The sequence below is a fragment of the Actinomadura fulvescens genome (assembly GCF_039533225.1).
GTDB classification, from domain to species: domain Bacteria; phylum Actinomycetota; class Actinomycetes; order Streptosporangiales; family Streptosporangiaceae; genus Spirillospora; species Spirillospora fulvescens.
Genome location: NZ_BAAATD010000002.1, coordinates 1133446 through 1149751, shown reverse-complemented (window position 1 = coordinate 1149751; position 16306 = coordinate 1133446). Strand labels below are relative to the sequence as shown.

Sequence of the window (16306 nt, the reverse complement as noted above, 5' to 3'; positions counted from 1 at the left end):
CGCGAGATGGGCGGAAAGCATCACCTGTGTGTGCCTGTGGGCCTACGCTTCGTGATTTGTGAGACCTACGCACGGGATCCGCGAGGAGCTTGCCGGACGCGCCATCGAGCAGCGAACGCCCAGACGGACCTATCTGGGCGACAGCCGGCAGGGCGGTCGTCTCCTCGGCCCTGCGGTCAGGATCGCGGAGTCGGGCGAGCTGGTCGCGGCGGCGCGGCAGTCCGTTCTCCACGAGGTGGTGGCGTCGCAGATCGAACGGGCGCGTTCGGGGCTTGAGGTCGAGGAGGACGGTGCGCCGACGGTGGAGAGCTTCTCCGATCTTCTGGGGGTGCTGGACGAGTCCGAGCAGCGCGCCGTTCACCAGTCGGAGGAGAAGTCGCGAGCGGCTCTGCGGTTCTGGAGGCTGCTGACGCGGACCGGCATCCTGCATGTCGACCGGGCGCGGTCGCTGGCCTGGCCGGGTCCGGGCGCGGTCGCGCTCATGGGGCCTGACGCCGAGGCGGCGCTGAGCGCGTGGCGGACGTTCCTCATCGCCATGCTGGACCACTGGAGCCTCGGCGAACGCGCCGACCGCGAGTGCGCCGACCGCGAGGAGATCGGGCTCTGCACCAACTTGCTCGTCTTCATGTACACGCAGGAGGGGCGGGTCCTGCACGAGCACCTGTCACCGACGCCCGGGGTCAAGGCCCGGGAGTGCGTTCGCATCCATGTCGGCCTGCTCATGCAGGCGGGCCTCGTCGGCCAGGACGGGCTCGGCGTGTGGATCACGCCGCTGGGGAGGTTCGTGTGCCGCGCCATGCTCGAAGAGGCGAGCGGGCTGACGATCCCGGCCGTCGGGTCGTACGCCGGCGCCGACGCGACCACGCTGCTGGAGGCGCTTTCCGTCTACCGCGTCGACCACATCGCCGAGGAGGTGCGCGCGTGGCTGTCCGAGCGTTCGGTCGAGGTGGGCGCCGCGGAGCTCCGCAGCGCGCTGCGCGGGGTGAGCCCGATCGCCCGCCGCGCGGGGCTCGACCTGCTGGCCGGAACGATGGACGGCGCGTTCGGGCAGACCGGGCGCCGCGTCCTGATCGAGCTCGTCGCCGACCCCGAGCTCGGCGCGCTGGCACACAACTTCCTGACCGAGGACGAGAAGCAGCAGGCGCCCGTGCCAGACAGGGCCGCAAACACGTGGGCTCTCGTCGATCTGGCGGCGATGAGCCTGCAGGCCGGCACGCCCGCGCCCGAGATGATCGAACGGCTCGGCTACGTCGACCAGGAACCCGCCAAGATGGCCAAGCTCATCTCACTCTTCGGCGAGATCGACCATCCGCAGGGCGTGCGCGTTCTGGAAGCCATGATCGCGCACCATCCACAACCGCCCGTCGCCGAGGCGGCGCGGCTCACCCGGGACCGCCTCGTTCACACCACGGAATCCTCGCTGCCCTAGCCGGCGGATAGGAGCAGGCCAGGCGACGCATCCTGAGCGGCGTGGACGTCCGCCAAGCCCGGGGCAATGTTTCCACGCTGCCGGAGTCGGCCATCCGGAATCGTGACGATGCGGGGACTCTGCGAAGGCGGCCACCCTATGCTCTGAACGATCGTCGAACGCGGTACAGAAGGCGGTACGGATGTCGTCATCGTCCTGGCTTGTCCCATCCCAGCCAGGCCCTCCGGACCGCAGCCGAGGCCGGGGGCTCGCCCGGAACGCCCCGGGCACCGCTCCGCTCCATGAACGCGGCGAGATGGGACTGTCGTCAGGCGGCCCGCTGCGCCAAGACCACTGGGACACGATGGGCCCGGCGGTGCGCGATCGCCTCCTCCAGCGAGCCGGCAATGTCATCGAGTGGTGGGCCAACGAGGACGACTCCGATCCGGACCAACGTCCGTACGCCGTCGTGTTCGGGGACCGCGGCCTCTACATCGCCGAGCCGCGGCTCAACACCGAGCACCGCCCTGTCTACGCGCTGTCGTCGTACGAACTCGACCCCGCCTCGTTCCGGCGTATGACCGTGGACCATCGCCCGCCGCCACCGCACGCCGCCGGGCCGACCGCAGCCAACGACGCGTCCCCGGCGGGGCCCGATCTCGGGCTCTCGGCGAACGCGCGCGGGGTGCTGGGCAACCTTCCGCCGCAGGCCCAGGAACTCCTGCAGGCACCCTTCCTCGCCGGAGAACGCGTGTTGCGCTGCGACTGGTACTACGAAGGCCACGAGCACCACCTGAAGATGTTCATGCTGTATCTCGCCGGTCCCCAAAGCGTCACCGTCGCCAACGGCACCAGGATCATCCCCGCGGGGCACACCGTCGCCACGGCGCATTGGAACCTGGAATGCCGGCGCGCCACCGTGACGCGCCGCACCGGGAAATGAACCGGCCGAACGCGACCGGCCGCGACTGGGAACTGGACGGGCGCGACGCCTACGAGGTGCTCGGAGTCGCTTCCGACGCCTCGGCCACGGAGATCAAGCGCGCCTACCGCCGGTTGGCCCGCACGCATCACCCCGATGCGCGAGCGAACGGCGGCCCCGAAGCGACAGAGCTCTTCCAACTGTGCGCCACCGCGTACGAGATTCTCGACAAGAGCCGCGCCGAGTACGACGAGTACCTCGCCCGCTCCGCCGACGAACCACCGCCGGACGAACCCGAGCTGATCTTCGACCCCTGGGAAACCGCCCAGACAGGCGCCGCGCCGCCGCCCCCGCCGCCACCCCCGCCGCCGCCACCCCCGCCGCGGTCAGCGCCCCCGCCACCCCGGGTGCCACCCCACCATCCCCCTCCGTTCCCCCACCACCAGGCCATCCGCCGCCGTCGCCGCCACCGCGCGGCGAGCATCATCGGAATCGGCTGCGCCGCCGCGTGGGCCCTGGTGCCGGGCTTCATGCTGCTCTCGTTCGTCGTCAGCGTCCTGTCCGAGCAGGAGCCCGAGATCGGCGCCGCGGTGCCCAAGAAGTTCGCCGGGACCTGGAAGGGCACCTACGGAACGCCCGACGACACGAAGATCAAGGTCACGCTCACGCTGCGCGCCGGACGCGTCCGGGGCCAGGTCCTCTACCCGGGCAGGAGCTGCGGGGGCTCGGTCACGCCCACCTCGTCCACCAACGAGGTCCTGTGGCTCAGGGAGCACGCCGACAAGGACCAGGGCTGCGACAACGCCGACATCCGCGTCACCCTCAAGAAGAACAAACTCCACATCGCCTACCACCACGACGGAGCGAAAACCCCCAGAACAACCGGCACCCTAACCCGCACCTCCGCCCCGACACCGGCGACCTTCGACCGGGCAGGGTAGCCGCGGCGATATCGGAGAAGCCCGCGGTCGGGTCCGTACCCGCCGCCCTCAGGGCTTGACGATCCCCGCAGCGCGGGCCTCGTTCAGCCAGTCGGGAAACTCCGCCGTCAGCCTCTGGAAAAGGACCTCATCCGCGAGGGCCATCGGCTCAGAGCCGGCCTCAAAGAAGCCGGCGTTGTCAATGGCGCGCTTGCGCGGAACAGGCAGGTCGTCAAGCTTGCGCAGGAACGTGAACTCGTCGTCACCGAAACCGATGAACTGCCAGAATATGGGCAGCGTAGAAGACTCGCACAAGATGGCCTCCGCGGCCCTGCGGGAGTCCGGCGAACCGTCCGTCTGGAAGACCACGAAAGCCGGTGCCGCAGGAGCGGCACGGGAATAGTGGTCGACGACCGCCTGCATCGCCGCGGCGTAATTGGTCGTTCCCATGTGACCAAGCCGCTCATGCTCAGCGTTGATCCGCCCGCGGTAGCCCGTGAGCCCCACTTCGACCACGGGATGCGCGACCTTGTCGAAGAAGACGACGGGAACCACTCCGTCGTCGTCCAGATTCGCTGATAGGGCCAGCACCTGTTCCCCCAGATGCTGGACGGTGCCGTCCTTGTAGTAGCGGCGCATCGAGCCGGACCGGTCGAGCACCAGGTAGACCGCTGCCCGTTCACCGCCCAGCCCGCGCTTGGCGAGGCTCACCCGAGCCGTCTTGTAAAGGTCGACCAGACCAGGGGCGACGGTTCGGACCTTGTCCAGGCTGACGGGCATCGCGCCTCTTTCGTGTGTTCCGAGATACGGCCCCCCACACTGCCGGTACGCCCGGTCCCCTGCCCGCATTCCAGGCAACCGACCACTTCCGGCCGTTCCCTGTATCGGCAGTCCACGGTCTCTGCGCTGTTACAGGGTGAGTGCGGCGGCCCAGAAGATGATCTGGATTATCAGGAGACCTGCGCCGATGATGCTGAGCTCTCTCGGCAGACGATGAACCGGCCGTGTGCTAGCTCGCCTTAGGGATGAGGGAGAGACCGACCCGGCGGGCCTGTTCGACACTCGCATGCAAAGCCTCCTCGATGAGACGCGCTCGTTCGGTCAATCCATCGATCTCGGCCAAGGCCAACTCGTCCCGTACCGTACGCGCCAAGAGCTCGCGGTAGTCGCCGTTGCCCTCGACCAAGGCCTGAATAGCGTGCAGCTCAAGAAATGCCTCGTCAGCGGCGCGAGTGCGCGCGGCGTAACCTTCCAACGCCTCGACACGTTTGACCACCGATTCGGTCGCCAGGCCCAACGCCCTCTGCTGTGGTCTCAGGGCCTCGACGACCCGTGGGGTGTTCAGGCCAAGCGACCCTCTCACCTGCGCCGCGCGCAGGCGGCTCAGCTCTGCGAGCGTCTGTGCGACGTCCCAAAGTTGATGCGGGAGCGTCACCGTGTTGCGCACATCATCCAGCAGTCCCTGTCGGTGCACGTGCGAGTTGAACACCGTTACCACAGCGGTCTGCGCACGGCTTAGCAGTACTTTGGCCTGGCCATCCAAGTCTTGGGAACGGACGTACCGATCCTGATACCGACGCATCAGTCTCGGCAACTTCGGCTCACCCGACAGTGTCAGAAGGACCAGGAACGCGATGAGTTGCAGCGGCACCCCGATCATGGTGTTGAAGGCGAAGCCGTAGACGCCGAAGAACACGATGGGACAGAAGACCGCGACCTGGGCCGCGATGCCCAGAAGCCTGATCCGCTTACTGAACGTCCAGCAGGCAAGGGCCGGCAGGTAAACCCAGAGAGGCGCCTGCGCCAACGCGAGACCAGCCACTTTCAGACCACGCCCACCGAATCTCGGCCGAGGGATCGCCACGAACGGCGGCGGCAGCACCCGCTCGTGAGCAGCCAGGATCGTTCGCGCGGGCTCGGGAATATCCGGGTCGAGCACTGCGGCCGCCGGATGAACAGGGTTCGTCATCGCGTTGTCCCCTTATCGAGGCGGAACATGGACTCCTCGGCTGCCTGTAGTCCATACCTGGAGGGGGCGTCCGAGCTGACGTCCATCCGACGTATCACAAGGTGGGTCGGTTCATCTCCCGCCCGCAGCAAAGTGCACGATGCTGAAGACCTGGTTGCGCGGGCAGGCGAGTTCCGCATGGCGCTCATCGATCGCTTATGGCCGGCCGACTTGGGCCGCTACCTCACCACCTTGCTGGGGACGAGCGAGCCGGTGTCAGCCGTAGCGGCGTTCGAAGGTTTGGAACCTCGCCTCCTGCCGCCATTGCAGGCGGGCCTTGGCGCTGCCGTCCAGGAGTCCCCGGCATGCCCGGCTGGGGTTGGGTGTGCCTAGACGGTCGCGGGCACACGCCGCGGCGGGCCGGAAGTCGTCCGGTCCGCGCCAAAGTCGGCTTCCGTCCAAGAACGCATGGTCCAGCGCCGTGCGCGCGAGCTTCTTCAGGTCTCCGTATCGCAGGCGGTAGCTCGTCACAGCTCGTTGGTAGTCCGTGGTCAGGTCCGAACGGGAGACGCCCTCGTCATCGGTCGCCAGCGCGATGGGCACCCCGAAGGCGCGGTAGGTGTTGAACGGGTGGCTGCGTCCTTCCACGCCGAGGATCTGGGCGTTACTCGTCAACGGGCTTTCGACCATCACGTGTCGCTTCGCCATGAGGCGCATCAAGCCGGGCCAGTCGTCCTCGTACCGCGCGTCCACTCCGTGCCCGATGCGTTCGGCATGGCCGGTCACGACCGCTTCCCGAATGTGGTAGCGAAGTTCGGCATCCGGTACCAATCCCGGTGCGAGCTCACCCGCATGCAACGTGATGTGTGCCCGCCGGTAGAGCCCGCGCAGATAGTCGAGCATTCGCATGTGCAGCCGATAGTCGCGCAGAGCCACGGCTCCGTCTTCTGGCTGTACGAGATTCAGCGCGACGTACCTTCCCTCCGCCTCCGCCAACTCAAAGCCGTACAACATGTACGCGAAGACGACCTTCGGTTCGCTGAGACGCCCGACCTGATGGATATAGCGCAGCGTCAGGTCACAGCCCCGTGACGCCTGCGGAGTGCCGCATCGCAACAGGCCGCGATACTGCGTCTCATCACGGTCGATCTCGGCCTTGGCCGCGGCGACGATCCGTGCCATCTCGCCGTCAGCGAGCAGTTTCTCACGCATCCGTGCGAAGTCGTCGTCATAGTCGATCCGCTGCGAGAGCTGGAAGACCGCGCCGCCTTGCCGGGTGGTCATGCTTTCCATGTACGACTCGTTCTGCTGAGCGGCCTTCTCGACCACCTCGGCGAGCATCTGCGGCCGGTGCCGATCGGTCACCGCGCCGAACTTGCCGAACGTGGCGAAGAAGTGGTCGTGTCCCGTCTCACCCTGGCCGGGCTTGAAGCCCTCCATCGACCAGGCGCCGATGACCTGCGCACGAAAGTCCGGATCCTTCTCAGCATCCTGCGCAGGTCGCTGCTCCGGCCCGCAGGGCGGCATCGCGGCGACGAACGTCGTTGTATTGATGCACATGTCATCGTCGGCGGCGTATCCGATGAGCGACTCGGTAGAGACCGCTCCCGACAGGTGGGTATGCAGGTCACCGCCCTTGGGAAGGTCGCGCAGGAAGGCTCGGAGCCGCACCGGATCGTGCCGCACCTTATCGAGATAGCGATCGACTCCCGCAGTCCCGCCCGGCTGTTCCTGCGCCGTCGCCGGTCCGGCGATCGCCGCGGAAACTGCCAGTCCCAGCACTCCGGCCACCAGCCCGCGGATGATCCTTCGTCTCGCCAACAGATTGCGCATAGGCGCAATCTGACACCGAAGACAGCAGCCGAACAGGCTGGGTACCGACCGACAGTGGCCACATATTGTCACTGTTCATAACTGCGAGTAAGGCTGGACAGTTATTGTATTCACCGCTCACCCTGCCGCGCTGTGTCCCCCGCACGTTCCAGAAAACGACGGCGTCGGGGGTGTATCTCGGCTTTCAGCATGGTCGAGTCTTGGTCGGCACGGTTTCCCGGAGCATCCTCGCCCGCGAAGCCAGGCATGGCGTCGAAGGCAGCACCAGCGCCTCCTGCCAGTACAACTCCGCCGGCAGAGCGGCCGGGGTGTCCGCTTTCATCACAAGTCATGACGGATGAGTCCGTGCACTGATCGAGCGCGGCGTAGCGCCGTACAGCGGCGTCGCGCCGTGCAAGGGCGACTCCACCCCCGGGCGGCTTCCCCCGGCACTCCGAAGAAGACCTCATCGCCGCGGCCCACCACGAGTAGGAGGAGGCCGCCATGAACGTCGAGACGCTGCACCTGGAGGGCCTGGCGACTATGGCACTTCCGCGCCTGTGCAGATCTGCGCCATCGCAGCTGATTGAACGAGGAGAATCGGACGCGACACTGGCGATCGTCCGGTTCCACGGCCACTGCACGCGATGGGACAGCCGCAACCTCTACGACAGGTTCGTCCACCTCTACAGCGAGGACGAGCTGCGCACGTGGACAAACGGCCTCCAGAAGCCCAAACCGCGGACGCCTCGACGACTCAGGTGATCTTCAACAACTACTGCGCGGATCATTCTCAGCACAACGCGGCACGGCCCGCCGAGTTGCTGGACCACCCTCGTCCGTCGGACGCATGACCGCCTTGGCGGGGGCGGCTTTGCGATGTGGAGGGACTGGATAGGCGGAAACCATCAGCTGCGTGTGCCCGTGGACCTACGCTTCGTAATTTGTGAGACCCACGCACGGGATTCGTGAAGAACTGGCCGAGCGCGCCATCGAGCAGGGCACGCCTAAGCCGACCTACCTGAGTGACAGCGACGGTCATTGCCTGGTCCGCGCGGTCCTGGAGCTCTGGTCCCACGGACGAGATGCTGGTCCGAGGGGCGTGTCCTGCGCGGGGGTCGCGCACGCTGATGATCCACAGTTGCTGCAGCGCGCCAGGAACGGCCGCCACGGCTCGCGTTCCATCGTCCGATCTCCTGCGTTCGGCATCACTGCCCCACGTCACCGGGGGGCAGTGCGACGCTTCCAGAACGGACGGCGCAGCACGGGAGCTTGCGCGACGTGGCATGACTAGACTCGTCAGGATTTCGGTCATTCGTCCTTGCTGAAGCGAGGCTGAGAGGAACCGGTGGCTCACCCGGATTGGCAGCACGACGTGCTGCGAGAGCTCGGCGCGCTCGATACCGGCCTGGTCCCGCCCGCCCCGCGCTCTTCCCCACCTCCGCTCCAGCCACGGACAGAAAACACGTCCGTACCCCTCGCGGACGCCGGTGCTCTGGACGTAGCCGTCGGCGTTACGCCCATCCCTGCGGCCTTCGGATCCCCGGCACAAAACTCGCCCACACAGCGAACACCACCCTCAGGCACTAGTTCGGCCGTACAGCCAGAGACCTTCAAGGTCCCGAGCAACGAATCACCGCAGCCTGAGAACGGCACACACGGCGCCCATAGTGCACCAGCACCGACGGCGTCCGGCCCCTGGATCGCCAGCGAACTGGCCACGCGCTCTCACGCACCCAACGGGCCCAACGCTCCCTCTGAGCACGCACTATCCGGCCCGTCAGCCGTTCAGACGCCATATGCACCGCCGACGCCACGGCCCGTTCCTGCGGACCATCTGACAGCCGACGAACTGATCCGGCGCAACCCCCATGGTGATCCGGCCGGGCGCCGCATACGTCAGAGCGTGTGGAAAGTCATCGGTGCTTCGGCCGCTGCGGATGTACGCGAGTCCGCACAGTTGGCCGCGCTTCTAGGGCAGCCGGTGCCGTCATGCCGCAGGATCGTCGTCACCAGCATTCGCGGCGGCGCAGGCAAGTCGAGCATGACGGCGCTCGTCGCCGACATCATCCGCTACCACCGCCAAGACCGAGTGCTCGCGATCGACGCGGATCCGGGAATGGGCTCGCTGCCGCTGAGGCTCGGCGTCACGCCGCGCCGTTCGCTCCGCGATCTCGCGACCGCCCGTCCGGCCTCATGGGACGAGGCCTCCTCCTTCGTAGCCCGGACGCCGCAGGGCCTCTGGCTGATGTCCTGCAACGCGGGCGGTGAGATCGGCGACGAGCTCGACTTCGCGGAGTTCGAGGCAGGAACGGGACGGGTGAGCCGCTACTTCTCGACCTCAGTGGTCGACTGCGGCGCCGGCCTGGTCACCCGCCTCCACAAAAAGATCCTGTCGACGGCTCACGCCCAGGTGTTCGTGGCTCCGGGAACCGCGGACGGCGCACTCAGCGCCCGAGCCGCCCTTCGCTGGTTCGGCGAGAACGGCTATGTGTCGCTCCTGGCTCGCACGGTCATCGTTCTCGCCGCCCACACCCCGAACCCGGACACGGATCTCGAACGTGCACGCCACATCCTCGCCGCGGGCGGCCGTTCAGTCGAGATCGTGCCGTACGACCGGCACCTCGCGCCCGGCATCACGATCTCGGCCGAGCGCCTCGGAGCCGCAGCCCGTACAGCCGCGGTCCGTGTCGCCGCGCAGGCGTTCGCCCACTCACTCGACCGGACCGCACCGTGAGCCGGGACTTCGTCGTCCTGACCACTGATCACCCCCACCTTCCCCTGCTACTCGAACGTGCCGAACTGCCCAGCGGCTGGGGCCTTGAGACGGAAACGCAGGTCAGCGGCGCCCAATTGTTCGACGAGAACGGCCGGATGCTCGTCGTCATCAGAGATCCGTTCCTGGTCGAGGTGCCTGGCGAGGCGGAACGGCTGCTCGGCGTGCCAGTACCGACCCCCGTCTGGTGGGTCGAGATGCGAGCGACCGCCGGCAGCACGCTGGCAGCCGAGGTCGCCGGCCACTGCGCCAACGTGATGGCCGAACTGTACGGCGGGACCGTCTGGCCCCCACCGATCCCATAACACACTGCAGACGCGGAAAGAGGATCGCAAGCCTCCCCGCCCCGACCGGCCTCAATAGGCCAAAGAGCGGCACGACCATTCCCGCAATGCGTCCAGAACGCGAACGCGTCGCGCCTTGGCTGCTGGTGCGCCGTGCCAGTCGGCCTTCAATGGCGCAAGGGCGGCTCGGGCCATTCGTTCGAGAAACGGCGGTACGGAGGCGGTGGCGGCTTGGCCATGGCTGGTCGCTCTGACCTTGACGGCCACGTTGCCGCGCCTGGCGATGACGCTCGTCTTCGTCATCGAGTCGGGCAAAGGCTTTCCGAATCGCCCGACCAATAGGTGACCCCCCTCCCCCAACCCTGGAATCCTCGTCACGGTGGTCCGGTCGGGGAACGTCGTGTCGACCTTGACGAAGATCTCCAGCCCGCGACGGGCAGCGTCGGCGCCACTGATTCCGTCTGACCGCCGATGCAACGAGTAGCCGAGCTCCAAGCTTTGAACCTGCTGGTCGGCAGCACCCCAGGAACATTTCTCGACAGCACGGACGTAGAGCGCGACTCATCCGGTATGCCCTCCGGCAACTGGCTACCGAACAGTCCGCGCGCAGAAGAGTCGAAGGCCGGGCATGGACCGGGAACGCCCTGATTCCGGGGCGACAAAAGGGCGTCGTGGGTGCGTGCACTGCATCCGGCAGCGGGCAAGGAACGGTGGCAACGGACGGGGACGGCGAGGGAGTATGCGGACGTCGGCAACTTCAGCGTACTGACGGGCGTCGGCGGCATCGCACTTCCAGCAGCACGCTGTCATAACCGGTGCTCGATTCGATAACCGAGGCGCGGCAGGAAGCCGCGCGTGTCTAGAGATCCGTCCAGCGAACACGACCGTTACGAACGTCGATTCCGGTAAACCGGTCGTGGGTCATGGTCCGCACCGGGATGACACCGGACGTCCTGGCGACCGGAGGCGAGAGGCCCTGTGAGGCGTCGACCACTCCTCGTGGGTTGGCGACCCAGAGCAGCTTGCCGCTGGACGCTTCGAGGCCGACCCAGCGATCGGCCGCCGCGGAACTGCCGGTTCTGAGCACGACCACGCCACTGGTGACCACAGAGGAGACCCGATGGCGACTGCTAGTAACAGTGCCGACGCGGTAACTACGTCGCACGCCTTCAGGCCACGCCGAGCCTCGCAGCAACGCAAGCATGCTGATTCGCAAACGGCATTCTCGTGCTCGACATCACCCACTCCGTAGACAAACAAGCAATGACGGGCAGATTACGCAACCGTTCTGACGGGCTCCGAAAACACGCCCTGAGTGGTCAGGTCCTGCGGGCGGCGGGAGCGATTGGTGCTGGCTGATGGCGGAGGATGGCATCCGCGCTCCCGACTCGCGTCGGTGGCGCAACTCCGGTCGGCTGCTTTAGTTTACCTTGGCGGATTCGTCGTCAGAGTTCGATACCTACGTCCCCTCATGAAGTCAGGTCGGCGACGCCACGCCGATGACCAGTATTACGTCCAGCAAAAGTAGCATGCGGTAACGCAACCGTGAAAGAAGCTGATGCTCGTCCACCGCTTGGCCAGAGAGACTTTCCACGGCCCTACCCACTTGCGTGGCAAGGGATCGACTCCTGGAGATCCAAAGGGAAGCGGGTTGAGATATTTCTACCAGAAGTGCCTTTTCCGTCAGCCAACTGCCAGACGACCCGACGCAGAACCCTCACATGCTGGGTGCCCAGAGCCATTCCTGACGCCCCTTCGCGATCGTGGCGATGACCGGCTCGACTTGCCCTACCAACCCATGAGCACCTAGTCACCCACTGAACGGTGGAACGAGCAAATGGCGATATAGTGCCCTAGGAATTTATCCAGGGTGCGTTGGCGCGATGAGCGATGTCGGCTTGGCTTCGGCCTTGATCTCATCCCGCACTCGGGCCGCGAGTGCATCGGCCTCTCGGCTACCGACGACGAAGCCGCGATATTCTTGCCTGAAGTCGGCCCATTTCGACACGTAAGCGACGACCGGCCATGGCCGACGTTCAACTACTCGCATCAGCAGCGCCAACGGCGTAATGAGCAAAGCGGCGAGCCATGACAGAATGTATGGGATAAAGAAGGGAGACAACAGCAGCACGGCGGCGGCGGCAATAAGTTCCACGAAGGGAATCCCTTGCACCCCTTCAGTCACCTCCCACACCTTGACCAGAAGGCGTGGAGGCCGGGGTCGCCAGGCGAGTCGTCGGCGACCGACACGCCACGACTCACCGTCCGAGGCCGTCACGATCAACGAAAATCTCCTAACTCGGCTGTACTCGAGGGATCGGCGAACCTTGCTGAATGGCAAGCTGGTCAAAGTCGCCACGTATGAAGTTGCGCACGTAGACGATCGCTGCGGCCAACCCCTCGAACATCTGCTTGAAGCTCTCTATGTAGAGTTCGAGGATTCTGATGGCGTCCTCGATGAGCTGCTTGACCGACGAGACCAGCAGCACCAGATTTTTTATGAACTTCGCTTTATTAACAGAGGTGACCAGTCCGTTGAAAGCCTTCCTGATTCGTTGCACATAGAAGTTCAGTCCGAGCAACAACTGACTGACTACTAGCTCATACTGCTTCGCAATGGTTTCAAATACCTGCTGCGCCAGATCGCATGCCTGGCCGAGCGCCTCGAATGCCGGAATCCAACCCTCACGAATACGATAATCGAAGGCCCTCGAGGCACCGCCTTTGCCGGAGGGGCCGCCGCTATTCCAGTGGCCAGACAGCGTATTCATGCCATCACGTAGATCATTAGCGAGGCGTAGGTATGCATGTTCAAGCTCGTCCCATGCATGACCGATTCGCCGCAGGGCACCCCATTCCCCCAAGACGACAGGAAGAGTCATACCCAGCAAATCGATCCCGGTGAAATGCTTGACAATATCATTAATTGAACCGAGCAGCTCGTAAACTGATTCCTTGGCACTCTGTGCATCCTTCCGGTCAGGCGGTGGCGCAAGATCCAAATTGGCACCGCCGGAGAAGCCGGAACGTGTTACGGTGACATCCTTCTCACGATATTTACCTGGTATATCTGCAACGGCCCACACTCGCTCAGCCGCGTCGTTGTCGGCCCTATCGTAATTGCCAGCCGCCTCGCGGAGACTCCGGGCGTCGTTGCCGAGCCCATTGCCTGCTACGCGGTTCACGTCGAGCAGCATGTCCGCGTACCATCCGGCCGGCCAGCGGGTGGGATACAGCACGGACGTCAAGCCACTGTAGTTCTTGCAATGCGTGCTGCAATAGCCACTTAGCTTGCCCAGCGCGTGATTCGCGTTTGCGTCAAGCTGCCCGGCATAGCCGCGAAGGTAACCAGTCTCGACCTGAATGTCACTCATGTCCACCTACTCCCAATGCTCGGAGAACGCCGTCTCCAGAGCCTCGTTGATGGCGACCCCCCGTTCCGTCAACTCAAATGCCTGCCGACTAGCAGCCAAAATCGGAGCCAACTGGGCGCGCACGTCACGAGCATCAGGATCATTTGTCTCGCTAGAAAAGATATCGATCCACCTGAGCCCGCCAGCAGACATCTGTTGCTGCAGGGCTTCATACTCTGGAGACTCCTTCTCGACGGCTCCATCACGCTCGTCCGACCGATCGCGCTCCTGTTTTTCAAGTTTTTCGATCTGCTCGTACATACGTTCGCGCCACAGCGCCAGCGCATGTTCGTTCTCGCCGGCAATGCGCTCGATTTCTGTCCTGGCTGATGCCAGCTCGCGATCGAAATTGAACATAGGACTCATGATAGCAAACGAGATGGGAAAGGTGACCGGACTGCCGAGGGAGTTGCGACCTTGTTGCTTAAATCCTGACAAGTCCATGACTTCGTTCACCTCCTCTTACGAATGAACCAGAAGGTGGAAGCGAAAAACACTAGAAGAGCGATGCTCAGGGATGCCGCTGTGAGCCGGATCCAGGCCTCTTTCTCTGGCTCCGGTGAAGCGGAGACACGCTTGGATTGCGAGGGCGGCAGCCTTTCGTCCTCCGTCTGGATTGATTGCCAGCGATCGTAGACCGGATTAGGCACGTTCGGGGGAACTCTGTCTACGAGGGCCCGGTACGGGCGGACCAGGCCGTAGCCAGTCTCGTCATCCCAGCCAGGCTTGCCTATGTCCTTGGCGGTGGCAATGACACGGCGGACCACCTCTCTGGCAGACATCCGTGGGTACTTGGATCGGATCAGGGTGATGACACCGGACGTGAGCGCCGCAGATTGGCTGGTGCCATAGCGACGCCAGTTGAATTGGCCGCGGTCATCGATACTTCCTGCGTCGACGGATGGTGCAGCGGCCGTCACATACTCGCCTGGAGTTGTTCCGCCCCATGGTTTGACGTAACCGTCCACGCCGCCGACGGCCACGACCCCGGCGCAGTTGGCCGGGGAACTCCGCCAATCCCCTCGGCGGCCTTCGTTGCCGGCCGAGGCGACCACGACGGCGTCTCGCTTCACAGCGTACGAGACCGCGTCCTGGACGGAACGTGGGCAGGGCTGGAACGTCTCCGCTCCGAGGGACATGTTGATGACCTTGGCGCCGTGATCAGCCGCATACCGGAGCGCCCTCGCCTCGGCGATCTCCCCCTTTGCGTTCAAAGGGAGGACCTTGGCCGCAGGAGCGACACCGACCATGCCCGAGCCACGTCCTTGCCCAACGATGAGAGCGGTCATCGCGGTGCCGTGCCCGCCGTTCTCAGGATCGGCCTTCTCACGCGTCTCGTTCAAGTTCACATTCGGTAGGACAGATCCCTTGAGATCCGGCAAGTCCCGGTTGACCTCGGCATCGATGACCGCCACGGTGACGCCCTTGCCTTTAGTGATCGGCCAGACCTTTTCCTCGAGTTCCCACCAGTGGAACCAGTAGAGCTCCTTGCGAGGTTCCGGCGCTGCCAGCACAGGGCTCGGTGAGCTAAGGACCAGCGCCGTGACGGCCAGGCCCGCAGGCCATCGCGCTCCAGCCGACACGAGACCTCCTTCCGGCCGGTTCAGCGGATCACGGGCGGTGCCGTGGCTTCATCGTCGGTCCACAGATCCTGGTGCTCAGTGAGCCAGGTCTGCCGCTCGGTTGTGGGCTCGTCCCGACGGGAGCGCTGTCCCGCACCCGATGCGAATTGGCCACTCGCTCGTTGGGAAGGACCCGTCTCCCTGGCTGCTGCTGCCCGGGTGCCGGCTCCTGGCTGACCGCCGATCACGCAGTTGCTTCCCAATCGGCGACCGCCAGGGGCGATGGAAGGCGTGCTGCCGCCGATCGGGCCGGGAGAGATCGGGCCTGGCCTTGCCCCTCGTGGAGGTGGGCTAATCGGCGTCGCACGTGCGCCGCCTGGTCCCGGGGTCAAGGGTCCCGGGCTGATCGGGCCGGCCTTGGGCGCGCCCGGTGCCGGGAAGAACGGGCGAGGAGCGGAGGCGCCGGGGCGCGGGCCCGGCGCTCCTGGCCCTGGCACTGCCGGCGCGGGTCTGACCGGATTCGGTACGGGTCCAGGGCTCCATCCGCCAGGGTTCGGCCCGCCGGGACCGGGCGAACCTGGGTTGGGACCGAAACTGCCACCGCCGGAGCCAGGTCCACCCGGGCCGGGAACGCCAGGCGCTGGCCCGAGGCCGGGCGGGTCGATGCCCTCGAGGTCCGAGCCACCGCCAGGCTGGCCTGAGCCGCCTCCTCCGCGGTTATCAGGATTCGGCGGAAAAGCGGGATCAAGTGGTGCGGGGGCCGAGGGAGTCTCCGGAGGCCGACCAGGCGGTACCGGCCGACCGTCCGAGCCGCCTGCACCACCTCCGTTTTCTCGTCCGCCCCCACCACCTCCACTTCCTGGTGCCGCAGCGCTTCCTCGCTCACGCCCGGGGAGATCGAGTGAGACCGATCCGGGGATGACTGAGTAGACCTCGCCGAGGCTCCTGTTCATGTTCATCATGTACTGCCGCGCCTCGCGGTCCTTGGCCGTCTTCTCCATCAGCAACTCGTCCCTGGGACCCTTGGGCACACCTAGAAGCGTGGTCGGCTCCGATGGGACGTTTTGCTTAAAGGCGTCGACTTGAGCGCCTGCCTGCTGGAGAGCGAAACCAAAGGACTGGCTGGCGGAGGCCAACTCGTTCGCAGCGTCTTCCAGTCGCTTGATCTGTTCGAGGGCAGCGGTCGAAGACGGTCCTTCCGACCACGCCGCCTTCAGACGGCCGCGGTGAAAGGCCAGGTCCGACTGCGCCTGATCCAGCA

At 65.5% G+C, this 16306-nt stretch carries 14 protein-coding genes; 6 read left to right on the top strand and 8 right to left on the bottom strand.

All coding sequences use genetic code 11. From position 1 onward, the window contains the following. The first annotated feature begins 58 nt into the window (after positions 1 to 58). The 3 genes from ABD333_RS11890 to ABD333_RS11880 all read left to right on the top strand — a co-directional run bounded on the left by ABD333_RS11890 (position 59) and on the right by ABD333_RS11880 (position 3271). Positions 59 to 1429, top strand: a complete 1371-nt coding sequence (locus tag ABD333_RS11890; protein ID WP_344540413.1) for a hypothetical protein — start codon at positions 59 to 61, stop codon at positions 1427 to 1429. A gap of 295 nt (positions 1430 to 1724) precedes the next feature. Further along, positions 1725 to 2351, top strand: a complete 627-nt coding sequence (locus tag ABD333_RS11885; RefSeq protein WP_344540411.1) for a hypothetical protein — start codon at positions 1725 to 1727, stop codon at positions 2349 to 2351. Then, positions 2348 to 3271 (top strand): J domain-containing protein, encoded by a 924-nt coding sequence (locus ABD333_RS11880; RefSeq protein WP_344540409.1) that lies wholly within the window; start codon positions 2348 to 2350, stop codon positions 3269 to 3271. Before ABD333_RS11885 ends, ABD333_RS11880 begins: the two co-directional genes overlap by 4 nt. A gap of 48 nt (positions 3272 to 3319) precedes the next feature. Here ABD333_RS11880 and ABD333_RS11875 read toward each other — a convergent pair whose 3' ends face one another. The 3 genes from ABD333_RS11875 to ABD333_RS11865 form a co-directional block, all read right to left on the bottom strand. Beyond that, a complete protein-coding gene (locus ABD333_RS11875) occupies positions 3320 to 4030 on the bottom strand; it encodes a VWA domain-containing protein (protein ID WP_344540407.1) in 711 nt (236 codons plus the stop codon). Positions 4031 to 4259: 229 nt separating this feature from the next. Next, on the bottom strand, positions 4260 to 5219 hold the full coding sequence (locus ABD333_RS11870; RefSeq protein ID WP_344540405.1) for a hypothetical protein: 960 nt from the start codon (positions 5217 to 5219) through the stop codon (positions 4260 to 4262). A gap of 255 nt (positions 5220 to 5474) precedes the next feature. After that, positions 5475 to 6989 carry a hypothetical protein gene (locus ABD333_RS11865; protein ID WP_344540403.1) on the bottom strand — a complete coding sequence of 505 codons (1515 nt, stop codon included), beginning with the start codon at positions 6987 to 6989 and terminating at the stop codon, positions 5475 to 5477. Positions 6990 to 7514: 525 nt separating this feature from the next. Here ABD333_RS11865 and ABD333_RS11860 point away from each other — a divergent pair. The 3 genes from ABD333_RS11860 (at position 7515) to ABD333_RS11850 (ending at position 10091) form a co-directional block, all read left to right on the top strand. After that, positions 7515 to 7775: a hypothetical protein gene (locus ABD333_RS11860; RefSeq protein ID WP_344540402.1), complete on the top strand. Its 261-nt coding sequence runs from the start codon at positions 7515 to 7517 to the stop codon at positions 7773 to 7775. A 1195-nt stretch (positions 7776 to 8970) separates the two neighbouring features. Further along, positions 8971 to 9747 (top strand): MinD/ParA family ATP-binding protein, encoded by a 777-nt coding sequence (locus tag ABD333_RS11855; protein WP_344540400.1) that lies wholly within the window; start codon positions 8971 to 8973, stop codon positions 9745 to 9747. Then, a complete protein-coding gene (locus tag ABD333_RS11850; RefSeq protein WP_344540398.1) occupies positions 9744 to 10091 on the top strand; it encodes a hypothetical protein in 348 nt (115 codons plus the stop codon). The genes ABD333_RS11855 and ABD333_RS11850 overlap by 4 nt, the downstream gene beginning before the upstream one ends. A 51-nt stretch (positions 10092 to 10142) precedes the next feature. On the opposite strand, the gene ABD333_RS11845 is transcribed toward ABD333_RS11850, so the two are convergent. The 5 genes from ABD333_RS11845 to ABD333_RS11825 form a co-directional block, all read right to left on the bottom strand. After that, entirely contained in the window at positions 10143 to 10565 is a 423-nt protein-coding gene (locus ABD333_RS11845; RefSeq protein ID WP_344540397.1) for a hypothetical protein, read from the bottom strand. Between the two features lie 1366 nt (positions 10566 to 11931). Beyond that, positions 11932 to 12255, bottom strand: a complete 324-nt coding sequence (locus ABD333_RS11840; protein ID WP_344540396.1) for a hypothetical protein — start codon at positions 12253 to 12255, stop codon at positions 11932 to 11934. Positions 12256 to 12364: 109 nt separating this feature from the next. Continuing rightward, positions 12365 to 13444 (bottom strand): WXG100 family type VII secretion target, encoded by a 1080-nt coding sequence (locus ABD333_RS11835; RefSeq protein ID WP_344540395.1) that lies wholly within the window; start codon positions 13442 to 13444, stop codon positions 12365 to 12367. A 6-nt stretch (positions 13445 to 13450) separates the two neighbouring features. Next, a complete protein-coding gene (locus ABD333_RS11830) occupies positions 13451 to 13939 on the bottom strand; it encodes a hypothetical protein (protein WP_344540393.1) in 489 nt (162 codons plus the stop codon). After that, positions 13936 to 15066 carry a S8 family serine peptidase gene (locus ABD333_RS11825; protein ID WP_344540391.1) on the bottom strand — a complete coding sequence of 377 codons (1131 nt, stop codon included), beginning with the start codon at positions 15064 to 15066 and terminating at the stop codon, positions 13936 to 13938. Before ABD333_RS11825 ends, ABD333_RS11830 begins: the two co-directional genes overlap by 4 nt. Between the last annotated feature and the right edge of the window lie 1240 nt (positions 15067 to 16306).

Bases quoted from the DNA above. Each gene is read 5' to 3' on its own strand.
- ABD333_RS11885 (WP_344540411.1), top strand. From the start codon at position 1,725: ATGGGACTGTCGTCAGGCGGCCCGCTGCGCCAAGACCACTGGGACACG.
- ABD333_RS11880 (WP_344540409.1), top strand. From the start codon at position 2,348: ATGAACCGGCCGAACGCGACCGGCCGCGACTGGGAACTGGACGGGCGC.
- ABD333_RS11875 (WP_344540407.1), bottom strand. From the start codon at position 4,030: ATGCCCGTCAGCCTGGACAAGGTCCGAACCGTCGCCCCTGGTCTGGTC.
- ABD333_RS11870 (WP_344540405.1), bottom strand. From the start codon at position 5,219: ATGACGAACCCTGTTCATCCGGCGGCCGCAGTGCTCGACCCGGATATT.
- ABD333_RS11860 (WP_344540402.1), top strand. From the start codon at position 7,515: ATGAACGTCGAGACGCTGCACCTGGAGGGCCTGGCGACTATGGCACTT.
- ABD333_RS11835 (WP_344540395.1), bottom strand. From the start codon at position 13,444: ATGAGTGACATTCAGGTCGAGACTGGTTACCTTCGCGGCTATGCCGGG.